Genomic DNA, 16,602 nt, shown 5'->3' with positions numbered 1-16,602 from the left:
TGAATATCATCTTCCAAATTTACCGTATTACCGAGCAACGGTACTTATTTTTTGAATGTTGATTACAGTTCAATTTCGGAGGAACAAGACCTCTTATTTGCTGAACGTATGATCGTCGAAAATAAGATCGGATTAATTCCGATTTCAGCGTTCTATACGGCAGATCCAAATCAGTATATTTTGCGGATTTGTTTTGCTAAAAGATCTGAAACGCTCGTTCAAGCCATTGATTTACTTAATAATATTAGATAATACTTCAAATAAACGTTTTAGCAATCGTGTGCATTTGCATTTTTGCTATAAACGATTTAAAATCTTATAAAATATGGTGAATAAGCTACAATATTTTATAAATTTGTAATTCACCCTATCAATACTAATTCTAATAATGGCTAGATTAAATTTATTGGAAGAAACACGCTTTGAAAAAGTTCCTGTAAGTGTGTATCCTGATCCAAGCACAGCTTCCAAAGTTGTTGCAAAGCGTATTGCGGACATCATTCGCAAAAAGCAAGAGAATGGCGAAAATGCAATTTTAGGTCTTGCTACTGGTGCAACACCCGTTAAAGTTTACGCTGAATTAATCCGTTTACATAAAGAAGAAGGTTTAAGTTTCAAAAATGTCATCACGTTTAACTTGGATGAATATTATCCGATGCAGCCAGATGCCGCACAGAGTTATGTGACATTCATGAATAAGAATCTATTTGATCATGTTGATATTGAAAGAGCAAACGTTAATATTCCTGATGGAACATTAGCAGTAGACGCGATCAATGCCGCTTGTGAAGCTTATGAGCAAAAAATTACTGACTTAGGTGGTTTAGATATTCAAATTTTAGGAATTGGTCGTACAGGTCATATCGGTTTCAATGAGCCGGGATCTGCTCCTAATTCGGGTACACGTGTTGTCACATTAGATGATTTGACACGTCGTGATGCGTCTCGTGATTTTGGTGGTAAAGAAAATGTACCTCGTAAAGCAATTACGATGGGTGTCGGTACTATTTTTAAAGCTCGAGAGATCATTTTGATGGCCTGGAGTGGTAATAAAGCTGAAATCATTAAGAAAGCTGTAGAAGGTGAAATCTCATCAGAGATTCCAGCAACTTATTTGCAACTGTCTGATAATGTAGAATTCATTTTAGACACAGAATCAGCTTCGTTATTAACAAGATTCGATTTGCCTTGGTTGGCTGAAGATATTGAATGGACACCTGTTTTAATTAAAAAAGCAGTTGTTTGGTTGTCTTTGGAAATTAAGAAGCCTATTCTGAAACTGACAGAAGAAGATTATAATAATCATGGTATGGCTAAGTTGGTAACCCAATCAGGTCCTGCTTACAATATCAATATCCGTATTTTTAATGAATTGCAACATACCATTACTGGCTGGCCAGGTGGTAAACCAAATGTTGATGATTCACAAAGACCTGAGCGTGCTAATCCGGCTAAGAAAACTTCAATTGTATTCTCTCCTCACCCTGATGATGATGTAATCTCTATGGGTGGTACATTTATTCGTTTAGCAGATCAAGGACATAATGTACATGTTGCTTATCAAACGTGTGGTAATACAGCTGTTTGGGATGATGATGTTATCCGCTATTTAGAATTTGCAGAAGATTTTGCAAAAGAGATGGGAATTGATGCATCAAAAATTTCAACGTTGTATAAAGAAAGCCGTGAGATTTTTGAAACTAAAAAACCAAACCAGATCGATACAGAGATTGTTCGTAAGATCAAAGCATTAATCCGTAAAGGAGAGGCTATTGCTGGCGCTCGTTTTGTAGGTTTACCAGATACAAATATCCATTTCCAAGACTTACCTTTTTACGATAGACAGAAATTCTCAAAAGATGTTTCTTTCGAAGATGATATCCAGCAAACAATGGAATTATTACGTCAGGTAAAGCCACATCAGGTATTTGCAGCTGGTGATTTTGCGGATCCACATGGAACACACAAAGTATGTTTTAATATTTTGTTTGAAGCATTAAGACGTTTAAAAGCGACTGATGAGTGGACTAAAGATTGTTGGTTATGGTTGTACCGTGGAGCGTGGCATGAATACCCAATTCATGAAATTGAAATGGCTGTTCCATTATCGCCACAAGAGGTATACCGCAAGCGTTTGGCTATCTTTAAGCACCAATCACAGAAAGATCTTCCAGTTTTCCCTGGAGATGATCCTCGTGAATTCTGGGTACGTGCAGAAGATCGTACCAGCGAAACTGCAGAATTATATGATCAATTGGGATTAGCTAATTACGAGGCAATCGAAGCTTTCGTAAGATGGGAATTCTAATTATATTAAATAACTAATAAAAGGCTCTCCGTTTTAGGAGAGCCTTTTTTATTCTATATGTAAGCACTTTTTCATCAAAGCTGATTCGGCCTCTTCATTCGTATTTGCAAATTGTATTGATGATATAGCTTTAGTTGTACTGAGCTTATAATTTGCTAGTTTCCAGATGGGGCTTAGGTAGGTATAGATACTATTATGCTGGAATTATAGTGGATTCTAGTAGTCAGATACAAATCGGGATTCTATGGTTATCCTGCACAGGAAAAAGGCCATGATCATTGAAAATTTTTAGTGCATCTAATTGAGATTGCTTAAAGAATACAGAGCAATTCTAATTCTAAATCTAGATAGTAAGGTGATAAGTAGGCTATCCAATTGAATCTGATTGAATTTGGTAAAAAGCCAAAATATCTTTTAAAAGCAGTTGTAAAATGAGTCGCGTGTTTATAGCCGATTTTATTTGCAATGACAGCCACTTTATGATCTCCTTTCAGCAATAGTTCTTTCGCGTGGTTCATCTTATTTTTCAAGATGTAGCTTCGAATCGTCATTCCATACTGCTGTTTGAAATGCTGTTTAAGATATTGTTCATTGGTGCCAATGATTCTTGATAATTCTGGAATGGTATACGTATTGGATATGTTTTCGTCAATCAACTTTTTTGCTTTTTCAACCTTCTTTATCTCTTCTAATCGAAGATTAACGGTATCTTTTTCTTGGAGATTGGAAATGAAAGTAAGCTGTTTGAAAAATATTTCAAGTACTTTCGATTTCTGTTGAATATTCCTTAAGTAAGCAGGGCCATTGACTTGCAACAGTTCAACAACGGAAGAATGGATCGCCACATCTTGTATTGTATGCGGCGTGTAGATTTGAATTAACTGGAAAAACCTGTGCTCTTCAGTCCCTAAACGATCAATAAAGTCTTTACTGTAGATAATAAATAGGCACTTACTATTTATTGCTAATGATTTGATTTCGATTAAGGTATCCTTGGACAAGTATTTCAAAAAGCTGTATCCTTCCTGTAGCTTAAATGATTCAGTAGCTGACGTGGTATAAAAGCTCGTTTCTTTTGTTGCAATTATACTTACATAGACATCCTCATGGATCTTGAATTTACAGCCTTTGTAGGGACTTAACTCGTCAAAATGGATATGTTCTGATATTTTTTGAAGATTGTAATTATTATCTAGTACAGTACTAATCATTTTAATTCAATAGTGCTATGATTTTTCGGAATACGTCATCGTTATTTCCAATAACGTCTTTTCTGTATTTAGAAGAGCTTTATATTTGCGACGCTGTATTTATTTAGACTCGTTCTAAGCGAATATTCGAAGTTAAGAATTAATCTCAATTAATGAAAATTTTTTACACAACCTTTGTGCTTTTTATCCTAGCATTATCTGCCTCAGCACAAACAGGTACAATTAAAGGAATTATTTATCTAGCCGATAGCACCGTCGTTTCACATGCTACTATTCGTATAGAAAACAGCAACATTGTGGCAGTATCTTCCGTTAAGGGAGATTATGAATTTAAAAATGTTCCTTATGGTGAGCAAACAATATCTGTAAGTTCTGTTGAATTCCACTCGAAGAGAGTTAAGATCAATGTTCATAAAAAACTACAGAATCTTCATATCTATGTGGCCCCTAAAGGTGATCGTTCTTTAGATGAAGTCCGAATAGAAAAAAAGTCAGTAAAAAAAGAGATTGAGACAAGTGGTTTTGCCGTTGCGGTGATTGAAACTAAGGAAGCTTCTTTACGAAATCTAACAACCAATGAATTACTGGATAGAGCAGTGGGAGTGCGTGTTCGCCAGAATGGAGGAGAAGGTTCGCCAATTGAATATAACCTCAATGGCATGTCGGGAAGTACTATTGGACTATTCCTGGATGGTATAGAGATCTCCACTTACGGATCCTCATTCAATTTGAATAATATCCCACCTTCCATGATTGAGCGTATTGAGGTATACAAAGGCGTGTTACCTTCACATTTAACAGGGAACTATATCGGAGGTGCCATCAATGTTATCATGAAAAAAGATGCCTCTTCAAATAATATTACAGCCGCAGTTTCTTATGGTTCATTTAATACCTACAGGGCAGATATTGGTGGATTATATAGAAATCAGAAAAATGGATTTACAGCTAGAGTATCGGGTTTTTACAGTCATTCAGATAATAACTACGAAATGTGGGGCAAATTTTCGAAATATACCAGACCCGGTGGAAGAGTAGACCGTTATTATCGAGTTAAACGTGCAAATGATGAATTTAAAACTGTAGGCGGACGTTTTGAATTCGGTTTTACAAATGTCAAGTGGGCAGATCAATTTTTCTTAGGGTATAATATTTCCGATTCCCATAAGGAGGTTCCACATGGTATTACGATGACCAAACCCTACTTTGGTCGTTTTAATGACTATCAAGCTCACGTATTTAGTTTAAACTACAATAAGAAAAACCTATTTATTGATGGACTATCTCTTAATGTGAATGCTGTTCATAGTAAACGAAATACATATTTGCAGGATACGGTGAGTTTGAGATATAACTGGGACGGAACTTTATTGGTGAAGAATTCGGAAGGTCCACCGGAAACTTATGGATATGAACCCGGCAAGGGACAACAGGGCGACGCTGTTATTTCTGATATCGATCGGACTATTTCTAATGTTCGTTCAAATTTAGCCTATACCATCTTTTCAGGGCAACGAATCTCATTGAACCATAAATTTGAAAAAACGAATAGAGAAGATAAGGATTTGTTAAATCCAGCACGTAGCCGCTGGATCACTAATAATAATACAACAACTAATATCTGGGGCCTGAATTACGAATCTGAGCTCTTAGATGGTAAATTAAGAACCAATATATTTGGTAAATATGCCCTATATCACACCGATCAGCGTACACCAACTGGTGAAAAGGATGGAACAATGGTATATGAACATAACAAAATAAAGAGAAACAATAAAGGTTTTGGCGGGACCCTATCATATGAGGCTGTAAAAAGAGGTTTTATTATTGTCTCGGCCGAAAAATCTTTCATTATGCCTACAGACCGTCATGTTTATGGAGAACCTGAGAGCAACGTTTTGGCTAATCCGGATATTTTGCCTGAACGTGCCATTAATTATAATCTGGGCGCTCGATTTGGAGCACTTGAAGTAGGTAAACATAAGTTGTCATTATATGGAAATATGTTTTGGCGCAACGGTTATGATAAAATTATTCAGCAGACTAGAACAGAGGAAGTCGTAGAAGGAAGAGAAGGGCAGGTCGAGGATATTCAGGTAACGCAATTTGTTAATCTTTCTAAAACGCAGTCAATTGGATATGAGGCAGAGGTTAACTATGTTTTTGATAATCGGTTAAATGCTATGGTAAATTTCTCCAAATTCAATTCATTGTTTAAAGTGAAGTCGGATGAAATGGGCAATCCACATAGTTTGTATGACAAACAAATTCCTAATGAACCATTTTTCACTGTAAATGGTAATGTGCAGTATCGCATGAACAATATCCTTCAAAAGAAATCAGTGGTTAATTTATATTACAATGTGGGCTATGTGGCTCCGTTTAGTACCATTTGGATTGAATCGGAGTGGTTTACAACACCAACTCAACTCGCGCATGATTTAGGAGCAAGTTACCGTTTTCCTAGCGGTAAGCTGGTTGCGAGTTTGGACTGTAAAAATGTATTGAATGCTGAACTGTATGACAACTTTGGTGTTCAAAAACCTGGAAGAGCTTTTTATATTAAATTAAATTATACGATCAATAAATTTTAAATACAAAAATTCACATGAAAACGAAATTTTTTAAGACAGCGGTACTTGGTACTGCAATCGCAATCGGTGCTTTAACCTCTTGTAAAAAAAGTGACGGTGTTGATGCTGGTCAACAGGCTTCAGGACCAGATGTGGCAGACCGTAAATATATTACATTAACAGGTGCATTTCCAGATGCTGAAGGAACAGCAGGAAATGGTGGTACGATGGCATTTGCGATCACGCCGGAACAAGCAAAAGATGCAAATTTTGAAGTGAATGTCTTTGCCAATGGATATGGCTTAAGATCGCAGCGTACGGCGCGGGTGCAGGGCTCTGTCAATGGAAATTTCTTATACAATATTCAATACACAGGTAATGACGGAGGAATTTTTAATAAATACAAAGTTGAAGGAGGTAAGAGCTTTGTTGATACACGTGAAGAAGTGAATACTGAACCTATTTTGGGTACAGCACCTCGTTGGGTAGTTGCAGCAGAAGGTATTGGCGTTGGTGTATATGCATCTTCTAAAGTTACAGGTTCGAAAGAGGGCGCAGGTGCAGATTTTGTTAATGTTGCAAGTACTGCAAAAATTGCTGTGTTGAATTTGAATGATCCTCAGATTACCCGTCAGACAGAATTTACAATTCCGTTTACTGCAGAGCAAACAAAAGCAGGTTATCAGATCGGTCGTATCGATGTGCCAATTTTGAATGCCTCAAAAACAAAAATCTTTATCGGCTGTAATTTAACAAGAACAGATGTAACTAAACAATCTACGGTTAATGGCGACGGAAATCAGGTATGGACGTCAGGAAAAAATGAATTGGGTACTGCAACTTTAGTTGTGGATTATCCTTCTTTAAACAATCCAAAATTGATTTATGCTGCTAATGGTAAAGCGAACAACCACTCATACCGTACTATGACGCAATACTTGGGTACTGATGGAAATATTTACCAAGCAACGGCTACTTCCGGATCACAAATTTTAAGAATAAACGGCTCTACAGGAACTTATGATAATGCTTATAATTTTGATTTAAAAACAGCTTTAGGAACAAGTAATAATGTTGCTATCCGTGCATGGAGACATGTGAAAAATAATATCGGTCTGGTTTTGTATACAGAAACAGGTGTTGATGGTGGTTACTTGGCTTTAATTGATTTAACGGCTAATACAGCAGTGAAATTGGCTACTGAAAACCAAACTAATATCGGATTCTCTGGCAGATCGGCTGATAAAGTAACTGGTGTAACAGCTATAACAGGAACTTTTGGTCAATTCCAGAATATCGGCGTGATCGGGGATCTGGCGTATGTTCCGATGACTCCAAATGGTGTCGATGGTCATATTTATATCATTGATACAAAAACAAAACAGATCACAAAAGGAGCTAAATTAAAAAATCAATCAGGTAGTTTCTATTTAGGAGCTTACTAGGATAAACTGTATTTTAGTTATGAATTAGGAAAGGTATGATTACCTTTCCTAATTTTTTATTTTAAAACCATACCCTAAACAGTAAAATATGAAAGCAACAAAAGCGAAAAAATCTAATTGGCAGAAAATCAGAAAACTATTTAACGATCTACATCTTTGGTTTGGGCTTATTAGCGGTATCGTCGTTTTTGTCGTGTGTTTAACAGGAACTGTATATGTCTACAATACGGAGATTCGAGAGGCAGCAGCACCACAGTATTATCAGGTTGCTTCAGCTGGAAAGCAAAAGATAAACACTGATTCATTATTGCGTATTTCTAAAGATAATATCAAGGGTAAAGTTGTTGGTATTAAAATACCATTTGATCAGGAGCGGACTTTAGCAATTTTATATAATAAACCAAAAAAAGATATTGAAGGTAAAGAGTCTTCTGCAAAGGACAATGGACCGTCTATTTCTGTAGATAAGAAAGCAGGAGAAGGAAAAGCTAGGGTTGAAAAAGCTAATGATAAGTTGGCGGACTCCAAAAAGGAAGAACCGAAGAAAGAGGCTGGACGTAAACCAAGAGCAAATCAAATGATGGTTAATCCTTTTACAGGTGAATTAATTGGTGATGTCGGAGAGATTAAAAATGGCACCAATGACATGATGCAGGTTATGTTCGGATTACACCGCTGGTTGCTCTTAAATGAGATCAAAGAACCAATTTTTGATGGGATTGAGAATAGAAAACTAGGTAGCTGGATCACAGGAACTGCCACTTTATTATTTCTATTGGGCGTCATCAGTGGAATGATCATCTGGTTTCCAAATAAGTTAAGAGGATGGAAAAATGGTTTATCGATAAAATGGTCAGGAAACTGGAAGCGAATCAACCATGATATTCACAATACACTAGGTTTTTATAGCTGTATCATTTTGTTTTTGATGAGTGTCACCGGACCATTTTGGTCATTTGACTGGTACCGCACAGGCTGGCAAAAAACTTGGGGGACCTATGAAGCGCCTTCCGAAAAGAAGGAGGAAAAGACTAAGCTTCTCTCTATCTATCCAATAACGGGGAAAAGAATAATAACGATTGATGAAACTTTGATTGCTATCAATAAAGTTCTTCCGTACGATGGTGATGTTACGATTAACTTTCCTAAAGATAGCACAGGAACAATTAGTGTAATGAAGAATAAAGTGGGATTTTTTGCACCATCAGCAGGTGATAAACTTACTTTGGATCAGTATACGGGTGAAATTTTGGAAAAAGAAATTTTCGTTAAAAAAACTTTTTCACAAAGGGCTTCGGCATCTGTAAAAGCATTACATATCGGCGATATATACGGACCTTTTACAAAAATACTTTATTTTATTTCCTGCTTAATCGCCACCTCATTACCAGTAACAGGTGTATTTATCTGGATTAATAAGATGAAGAAAAAACCTAAACGCAAATAGTTATTATAGTCATTATTTAGGTATTCATAGTAGAGGCCAATCGATATCGATTGGCCTCTATTCGTTTTTGAGATACATATCGTATTTGTGACTATTGTAACTTTCTTACTTCTAAATGTAGAATTTTCAATAGTGGTACATGATCCTATATTTTTTTAATCTTTGCTAGGAAACATTTTTCCAATGATCATTTCTAGCACCGCTACTACAATTGCAAAGAGCGCCGCTGTCCAGAAACCGGAAACATCAAATTTAGATCCGAGTAATGAATCTGTTAATAATATCATAAGTACGGTAATGATAAAAGAAACTAGTCCCAGTGTTAACCAATTTAATGGAAAAGTGAACAACCTTAAAATTGAACCAACAGTGGCATTAACAAATCCAATAACAAGACCTGTTATGATAGCCCAAAGAAAGCTGGCAACATGTACTCCTGGAGATATGTAGGCTGCTAACGCAATCACTACACCTGTAATAAGTAGGCTAATAATGAATTTCATGATATTTATAATTTTAAGTTAATCTTACAAAATTATCATCAAATGCGGTGCCAAATTGTACTCCCAAACAATCGTTTGCTATTCGTCTCTCCCAAATTAAACTTTTGGTACTTTAATGTGTTTAATATAATTAATTGCATATATGTTATGCTTGCATAATATAAATTTTGTAAATTCACATAAACAATTATAACAGAGACAATATGAAAAAGATGATCATGACACTGATGCTGGTATTTACGTCAGTATTAATTTTTGCACAATCTGACCCTATTATTGGAAAATGGCAGAATCCCAGTGGAGAGGGTAGAATAGAAATCTACAAAAAGGGTGAAAAGTATTTTGGTAAACTATATTGGTTGAAAGAACCAAATGATGCACAGGGAAATATTAAAAAGGACATTAAAAATCCTGATAAAAGTTTGCAAAGCAGACAGGTTCAGGGCTTAGAGATTTTGACCAACTTTTCAAAAGATGGTAATGTTTATCAAGACGGTAAAATATATGATCCAAAAACAGGAAAAACCTATAGCTGTAAAATGACCTTACAGGGAACAGATAAGTTAGATATCAGGGGCTATGTGGGCGTCAGTTTATTCGGACGTACCGAATCATGGAAAAGGGTGAACTAAAGCTGTGGTTAAAAATAAAAAGCGCTACTTATTTTTTAAGTGCGCTTTTTATTTTGGGGTCTTTAATTATTAAAAACATTGTATAATTAATTTAATAGCAGTAATTTCAGCAATCTAAATATTAACGATAGAATTGCTATGGCTGTTAAAATGTCCTATTCAGAGAATATAAAACTTGCTCTCCAATCCATTGTAGGCAATAAGTTGCGCACATTTCTGACAGCACTGATTATCGCAATAGGCATTACGGCACTTATAGGTGTTTTAACATCTATAGATGCGATTAAATCGTCTTTAACAGATTCCTTTTCTTCAATGGGGTCCAATTCATTTAATATTCGGAATCGCGGTCTGAATGTCCGCATTGGAAATAGCGGTGAGCAGTCGAAGGTATATTCCTCCATTACATACCGAGAAGCGGTCAGCTTTAAGGAACAATATAAGTTTGACGCGGTCACCTCGATCAATGTTAATGTTTCATGGGCAGCGACAGCAAAATATAAATCAGAAAAAACAAATCCTAATATCGGTGTCATCGGATCTGATGAATCCTATTTAAAAACATCCGGATATAACTTGTCTATTGGGCGTAATTTTACGAATCAGGAAGTTTATAAAGGAAGTCCTGTCGTCATTATCGGTGATGAAATATATCAAAAATTATTTAAAGGCACCATCAATCCCATAGGTGAATTTATGACAATCGGTGGGGTGCGTTATCAAGTAATCGGCGTATTAAAAAATAAGGGATCAAGCGCTGGTATGGGCGCTGATAAAGCCTGTTTGATACCTTTGGTAAAAGCAAGAACGGTAATGGGGGGTGTTGAGCCTTCTTATACCATTACGATATCGGTTAATGATCCGGTTCGCTTAGAGGCCGGAGTGGGAGAGGCTACTATTGTGTTCCGTAATATACGTGGGTTGACGGCAAAACAAACATCGGATTTTGAAATCACGAAATCTGATGCGGTTGCGCAGATCTTACTTCAAAATATGGTTATCATTACAATGGGAGCAATCGTGATTGCATTAATAACATTAATAGGAGCTTCCATCGGTTTAATGAATATTATGCTGGTTTCTGTAACAGAGCGGACACGTGAGATTGGAATCCGTAAGGCAATTGGAGCAACCCCTTCGGTGATACGTAAACAGTTCTTAATAGAAGCAGTTGTTATCTGTTTAATTGGTGGGGCAGCAGGAATTATATTGGGTATCGTTATCGGCAACCTGCTAGCATTACAATTGGGTGCATCATTTATTGTTCCTTGGAATTGGATCATATTAGGTTTTACTGTATGTGTTCTGGTGGGTATGCTCTCAGGCTATTATCCTGCATCAAAAGCTTCAAAATTAGATCCTGTAGAAGCATTACGTTATGAATAGTAAAATTGTGCAAACGGTTTCACATACTTTTGAGGCATTAATAACATAAACTTCATTTATAAGTGGAGTAAATGCTCTTATAAAATCTTATTATTGTAGAAAATTTTGAATTATTATGTATAAAACTCTTCAACCTGCATTGCAGAAAGAATTAGCAGCTATCAAAGAAGCTGGTTTGTATAAAGAAGAACGCGTAATTACTACGCCTCAAGGTGCTGATATTAAAGTAAGCACTGGTGAAGAAGTCATCAATTTTTGTGCAAATAACTATTTAGGATTATCATCACATCCTAAAGTAACTGAAGCAGCAAAAAAAGCAATTGATTCACATGGATATGGAATGTCATCAGTACGTTTTATTTGTGGAACACAGGATATTCACAAAGAGTTGGAAGCAAAAATTTCTAAATTTTTAGGAACAGAAGATACTATTTTATATGCGGCGGCATTTGATGCCAATGGCGGAGTATTCGAACCTTTATTAGGTGCAGAAGATGCGATCATTTCAGATGAATTGAATCATGCATCTATTATCGATGGTGTCCGTTTGTGTAAAGCACAACGTTTCCGTTATAAAAACGCGGATATGGCAGATTTAGAAGCTCAGTTACAAGCGGCTTCTGGCGCGCGTCACCGTATTATCGTTACAGATGGAGCATTCTCTATGGACGGTTCGGTAGCTCCATTAGATCAGATCTGTGATCTAGCAGATAAATATGAAGCATTAGTGATGATCGATGAGTCACACTGTACAGGTTTTATTGGTAAAACTGGACGTGGTACACATGAATTATATAATGTAATTGATCGCGTTGATATCATTACTGGAACATTAGGTAAAGCATTAGGTGGTGCATCTGGCGGTTTTACTTCTGGTCGTAAAGAAATTATTGATATGTTACGTCAGCGTTCTCGTCCATACTTGTTCTCCAATACTTTAGCACCAGCTATCGCAGGAGCTTCTGTGGCGGTTTTAGACATGCTAAGTGAGACAACAGACTTACGTGACAAATTAGAAGCAAATACAGCTTATTTTCGTGAAAAAATGACAGCGGCAGGTTTTGATATTAAGCCGGGATTTCACCCTATTGTACCTGTTATGCTGTATGATGCAAAATTAGCACAAGAATTTGCAACCAGAATGTTGGCAGAAGGAATCTATGTAATTGGTTTCTATTACCCTGTTGTTCCACAAGGAAAAGCACGTATCCGTGTTCAGATTTCGGCAGGTCATGAGATCAGTCATTTGGATAAAGCAATAGCAGCATTCATAAAAGTTGGAAAAGATTTAGCTGTAATCAAATAAAATACACATAGTTATATGAATTTATGATGCAAAATACTTATCTTTGCACCCTGAATTTAAAACAAATTTACTTGCTGGATGCAAAATATTAGAAATATAGCGATTATCGCTCACGTCGATCACGGTAAAACTACGTTGGTAGACAAAATCTTACACTTCACAAATCTTTTTAGAGATAATGATGGTACAGGTGATTTAATTCTAGATAATAACGATCTAGAGCGTGAACGCGGTATTACAATCGTTGCTAAAAACGTTTCTGTTCAATACAAAGGTGTGAAAATCAACGTTATTGACACTCCTGGTCACGCCGATTTCGGTGGTGAGGTTGAGCGTGTCTTGAAGATGGCTGATGGTGTTGTGTTATTAGTAGATGCTTTTGAAGGTCCTATGCCTCAAACTCGTTTCGTTACACAAAAAGCTTTAGCTTTAGGCTTGAAACCTTTGGTAGTTGTTAATAAAGTAGACAAAGAAAACTGTCGTCCTGAAGAAGTATATGAAAATGTATTTGATTTATTCTTTAGCTTAGATGCTACTGAAGAGCAATTGGCGTTTCCAGTATTATACGGTTCTTCTAAAAATGGTTGGATGTCAACAGATTGGAAAGAGCCTAAAGAAGATGTATCTGAATTGTTAGATGCTATCATCTCTCACTTCCCACCATCTCCTTTTAATGAAGGTACTTTGCAAATGCAAATCACATCTTTAGATTACTCTACTTTCGTAGGTCGTATCGCTATTGGTCGTGTTGCACGTGGAACAATCAAAGAAAACCAACCTATTTCATTGATGAAACGCGATGGTAAAATCGTTAAATCTCGTGTAAAAGAATTACATACGTTTGAAGGTTTAGGTCGTCGTCGTGTTACAGAAGTTGCTTGTGGTGATATCTGTGCTGTAGTTGGTATCGAAGGTTTTGATATCGGTGATACTATCGCTGATTTCGAAAACCCAGAGCAATTAGAGGTTATTCATATTGATGAGCCTACAATGAACATGTTGTTCACGATTAATAACTCACCTTTCTTTGGTAAAGAAGGTAAATTAGTTACTTCTCGTCACATCCATGATCGTTTACAAAAAGAATTAGAGAAAAACTTAGCATTACGTGTAGTTCCTACTGAATCTCCTGATGCATGGTTAGTATATGGTCGTGGTATTCTCCATTTATCTGTATTGATCGAAACAATGCGTCGCGAAGGTTACGAATTGCAAGTAGGTCAGCCACAAGTTATCTTGAAAGAAATTGATGGTAAGAAATGTGAGCCAGTCGAAGTATTGGTCGTAGATGTTCCTGCTGAAGTTTCTGGTAAAGTAATCGAATTGGTAACACAACGTAAAGGTGAGTTATTGATTATGGAGACTAAAGGTGAAATGCAACACTTAGAGTTCGAAATCCCTTCTCGTGGTATCATCGGTTTACGTAACAACGTATTGACTGCTACTGCTGGTGAAGCTGTTATGGCTCACCGTTTGAAAGGTTACGAGCCTTGGAAAGGTACAATCCCTGGACGTCAACATGGTGTATTGATCTCTTTAGATAAAGGTACTACAACAGCTTATTCTATCGATAAATTACAAGATCGTGGTAAATTCTTCGTTGATCCAGGAGTAGATATCTATGAAGGACAAATTTTAGGAGAGCATATCCGTGATAACGATTTAACAATCAATATCGTTAAAGCGAAACAATTAACGAATATGCGTGCTTCTGGTACTGATGATAATACTCGTATTGCACCAGCGATCAAATTCTCTTTAGAAGAATCAATGGAGTATATCCAAGGTGACGAATATATTGAGGTTACTCCTCAGTCTATCCGTTTACGTAAGATCTACTTAACAGAAGGTGAACGTAAAGTGAACAAAAAAGTTTAATGATCTCATTAGATTTAAAATAATAGAAAAAGCCTCCGATTTATCGGAGGCTTTTTTTGTAATATCCTTTTTTCATACAGTGATTATAAATTCTCCTTTATCTGTTTTGAATAAGTCTTTTTGGAATTCTTTTTAGATTTTCCAAATCATTTGGATCGTTAATAATCTGTCTTTTTTGTAATAAAATCAATGCAAAGTCGTGAATGTCAATATAAATTTCGATTTTTAAGTGGCCTTATTAAAAATCCTTACATATTATATTTTATGAAAAGAACTTATCTCACGTATATTTTCTCAAAAAGAGTCTTAGGTTATACCTTGTTTTTTAGCTTTTTTACGCTAGATCATGGATTTGCACAAAATCGATCACAGCAGGGATCGCAGGTATTAGAGCCTATTGTGCAAAAAATTGTAGCAGAAGCCAATAATAACTCTCAGCTGGAATCACTCGCGTTTGAACTGTTAGATGTAGTTGGTCCCCGCTTAGTGGGAACTCCAGGCATGACCCGTGCAAATGAATGGGCAGTTGCTAAATTTGAAAGTTGGGGCATTACAGCTCAAAATCAAAAATTTGGTGAATGGCGAGGATGGGAACGCGGTATTTCACATATCGATATGATTGCACCCCGTGTCAAATCATTGGCCGGAACACAGCTTGCATGGAGTCCGAGTACAAAAGGGAAAAGTATACAAGCGGAAGTTATTAGCCTACCAGATGTAAAGGATTCCTTGTCATTTCATAAATGGCTTCCATCTGTTAAAGGTAAATTTGTGATGATTTCAATGCCACAGCCAACCGGTCGTCCGGATCATAACTGGGAAGAGTATGGGACCAAGGAATCCATTGAACGGATGAAAGTTTCTCGGGACTCTCTTGCAGTTTTATGGAACAACCGAATCAAAGCTTCTGGAGTATCTGCAAATTCTATCCCAGCCATGTTGGAAGATGCAGGTGCCGTAGGGATATTGACCAGCAATTGGTCAAAAGAATTTGGAGCGAATAAAATATTTGGAGCACGGTCATATAAGGCGCCATCGCTCGATATCTCCTTAGAAGATTATGGTATGTTATACCGTTTAACCGAAAAGGGAATCAGTACAAAGATCAGTGTCGAGACTGCTTCAAAGGATCTAGGAAACGTACCTTCCTTTAATACTATTGCTGAAATTAAAGGAAGTCAATTTCCGAACGAATACGTTATTCTTTCAGCTCACCTTGATTCCTGGGAGGGAGGTTCGGGAGCAACAGACAATGGAACCGGAACTATCGCTATGATGGAAGTCGCACGTATTTTGAAAAAGATATTGCCAAATCCTAAGCGAACTATACTAATCGGTTTGTGGGGAAGTGAAGAACAGGGGCTAAACGGCTCGCGTTCGTTTGTCTTGGACAATCCAGAGATTATAGAAAATACACAAGCTGTTTTCAACTTAGATAACGGTACAGGCCGTGTTGAGCGAATTAATGGCTCAGGCTTTGTACATGCTTATGACTTTATATCCCGCTGGATGTCTGCTGTGCCTGCTCATGTTACAAAAGATATCAAAACAGAATTTCCGGGATCACCAGGAGGCGGGGGATCAGACCACTCATCTTTCGTTGCTGCTGGAGTACCTGCTTTTATGTTAAGTTCATTGTCTTGGGGTTACTTTTCAAATACATGGCATACCAATTTGGATACTTATGATAAGTTAGTGTTTGATGATCTCAAGTATAATGTAATTCTTACTGCTGTAATGGCTTATAAAGCCTCTGAGGAAGCTAAGTTGGTTAATCGGGAGCAACGGGTACTCCCAGCGGGAACTGACGGTAAACCGGGTGTTTGGCCCCCTATTAGACAGCCGAGGAGAACAGGAGTTGGATATTAGGTAACATTTGAAATAGATTCTTTATTAAGAATTTGTAAAATATT

11 protein-coding genes are annotated in these 16,602 nt (G+C 36.8%); 9 read left to right on the top strand and 2 right to left on the bottom strand.

The features are described 5' to 3' along the window. Positions 1-388 precede the first annotated feature (388 nt). Positions 389-2,308, top strand: coding sequence for a glucosamine-6-phosphate deaminase (gene nagB / locus FHR29_RS19715; protein WP_183916427.1), 1,920 nt, complete (start codon positions 389-391; stop codon positions 2,306-2,308). 311 nt (positions 2,309-2,619) lie between these two features. Here nagB and FHR29_RS19710 read toward each other — a convergent pair whose 3' ends face one another. Next, positions 2,620-3,519, bottom strand: a complete 900-nt coding sequence (locus FHR29_RS19710) for an AraC family transcriptional regulator (protein WP_132771691.1) — start codon at positions 3,517-3,519, stop codon at positions 2,620-2,622. 152 nt (positions 3,520-3,671) lie between these two features. Between FHR29_RS19710 and FHR29_RS19705 the strand changes: the two genes are divergently transcribed. The 3 genes from FHR29_RS19705 (at position 3,672) to FHR29_RS19695 (ending at position 8,984) form a co-directional block, all read left to right on the top strand. Then, positions 3,672-6,113: a TonB-dependent receptor plug domain-containing protein gene (locus tag FHR29_RS19705; RefSeq protein WP_183916425.1), complete on the top strand. Its 2,442-nt coding sequence runs from the start codon at positions 3,672-3,674 to the stop codon at positions 6,111-6,113. A gap of 14 nt (positions 6,114-6,127) precedes the next feature. Beyond that, complete coding sequence (locus FHR29_RS19700; RefSeq protein WP_183916422.1) at positions 6,128-7,537, top strand: hypothetical protein; 1,410 nt, start codon at positions 6,128-6,130, stop codon at positions 7,535-7,537. Positions 7,538-7,625: 88 nt separating this feature from the next. After that, the gene (locus tag FHR29_RS19695) at positions 7,626-8,984 is read left to right on the top strand and encodes a PepSY domain-containing protein (RefSeq protein ID WP_183916421.1); all 1,359 of its coding nucleotides are present in this window, start codon (positions 7,626-7,628) and stop codon (positions 8,982-8,984) included. A 155-nt stretch (positions 8,985-9,139) separates the two neighbouring features. Here FHR29_RS19695 and FHR29_RS19690 read toward each other — a convergent pair whose 3' ends face one another. After that, positions 9,140-9,487, bottom strand: coding sequence for a phage holin family protein (locus FHR29_RS19690; protein ID WP_021190846.1), 348 nt, complete (start codon positions 9,485-9,487; stop codon positions 9,140-9,142). A 203-nt stretch (positions 9,488-9,690) separates the two neighbouring features. Here FHR29_RS19690 and FHR29_RS19685 point away from each other — a divergent pair, with 203 nt between their 5' ends. From FHR29_RS19685 to FHR29_RS19665, 5 genes are all read left to right on the top strand, one after another. After that, entirely contained in the window at positions 9,691-10,119 is a 429-nt protein-coding gene (locus tag FHR29_RS19685) for a DUF2147 domain-containing protein (RefSeq protein WP_132843423.1), read from the top strand. Between the two features lie 138 nt (positions 10,120-10,257). Then, positions 10,258-11,505, top strand: a complete 1,248-nt coding sequence (locus FHR29_RS19680) for an ABC transporter permease (RefSeq protein ID WP_183916419.1) — start codon at positions 10,258-10,260, stop codon at positions 11,503-11,505. Positions 11,506-11,620: 115 nt separating this feature from the next. After that, positions 11,621-12,811: a glycine C-acetyltransferase gene (kbl, locus tag FHR29_RS19675; RefSeq protein WP_183916417.1), complete on the top strand. Its 1,191-nt coding sequence runs from the start codon at positions 11,621-11,623 to the stop codon at positions 12,809-12,811. Positions 12,812-12,889: 78 nt separating this feature from the next. Then, entirely contained in the window at positions 12,890-14,689 is a 1,800-nt protein-coding gene (gene typA, locus FHR29_RS19670; protein WP_132771684.1) for a translational GTPase TypA, read from the top strand. A 264-nt stretch (positions 14,690-14,953) separates the two neighbouring features. Further along, a complete protein-coding gene (locus tag FHR29_RS19665; RefSeq protein WP_183916415.1) occupies positions 14,954-16,558 on the top strand; it encodes a M20/M25/M40 family metallo-hydrolase in 1,605 nt (534 codons plus the stop codon). Positions 16,559-16,602 lie beyond the last annotated feature (44 nt).

Origin of the sequence: Sphingobacterium sp. JUb56 (genome assembly GCF_014191365.1) — a bacterium.
GTDB classification, from domain to species: Bacteria; Bacteroidota; Bacteroidia; order Sphingobacteriales; family Sphingobacteriaceae; genus Sphingobacterium; species Sphingobacterium anhuiense.
Note: the sequence above shows the minus strand (reverse complement) of the source record. Positions and strands in the feature narration are given on the sequence as shown.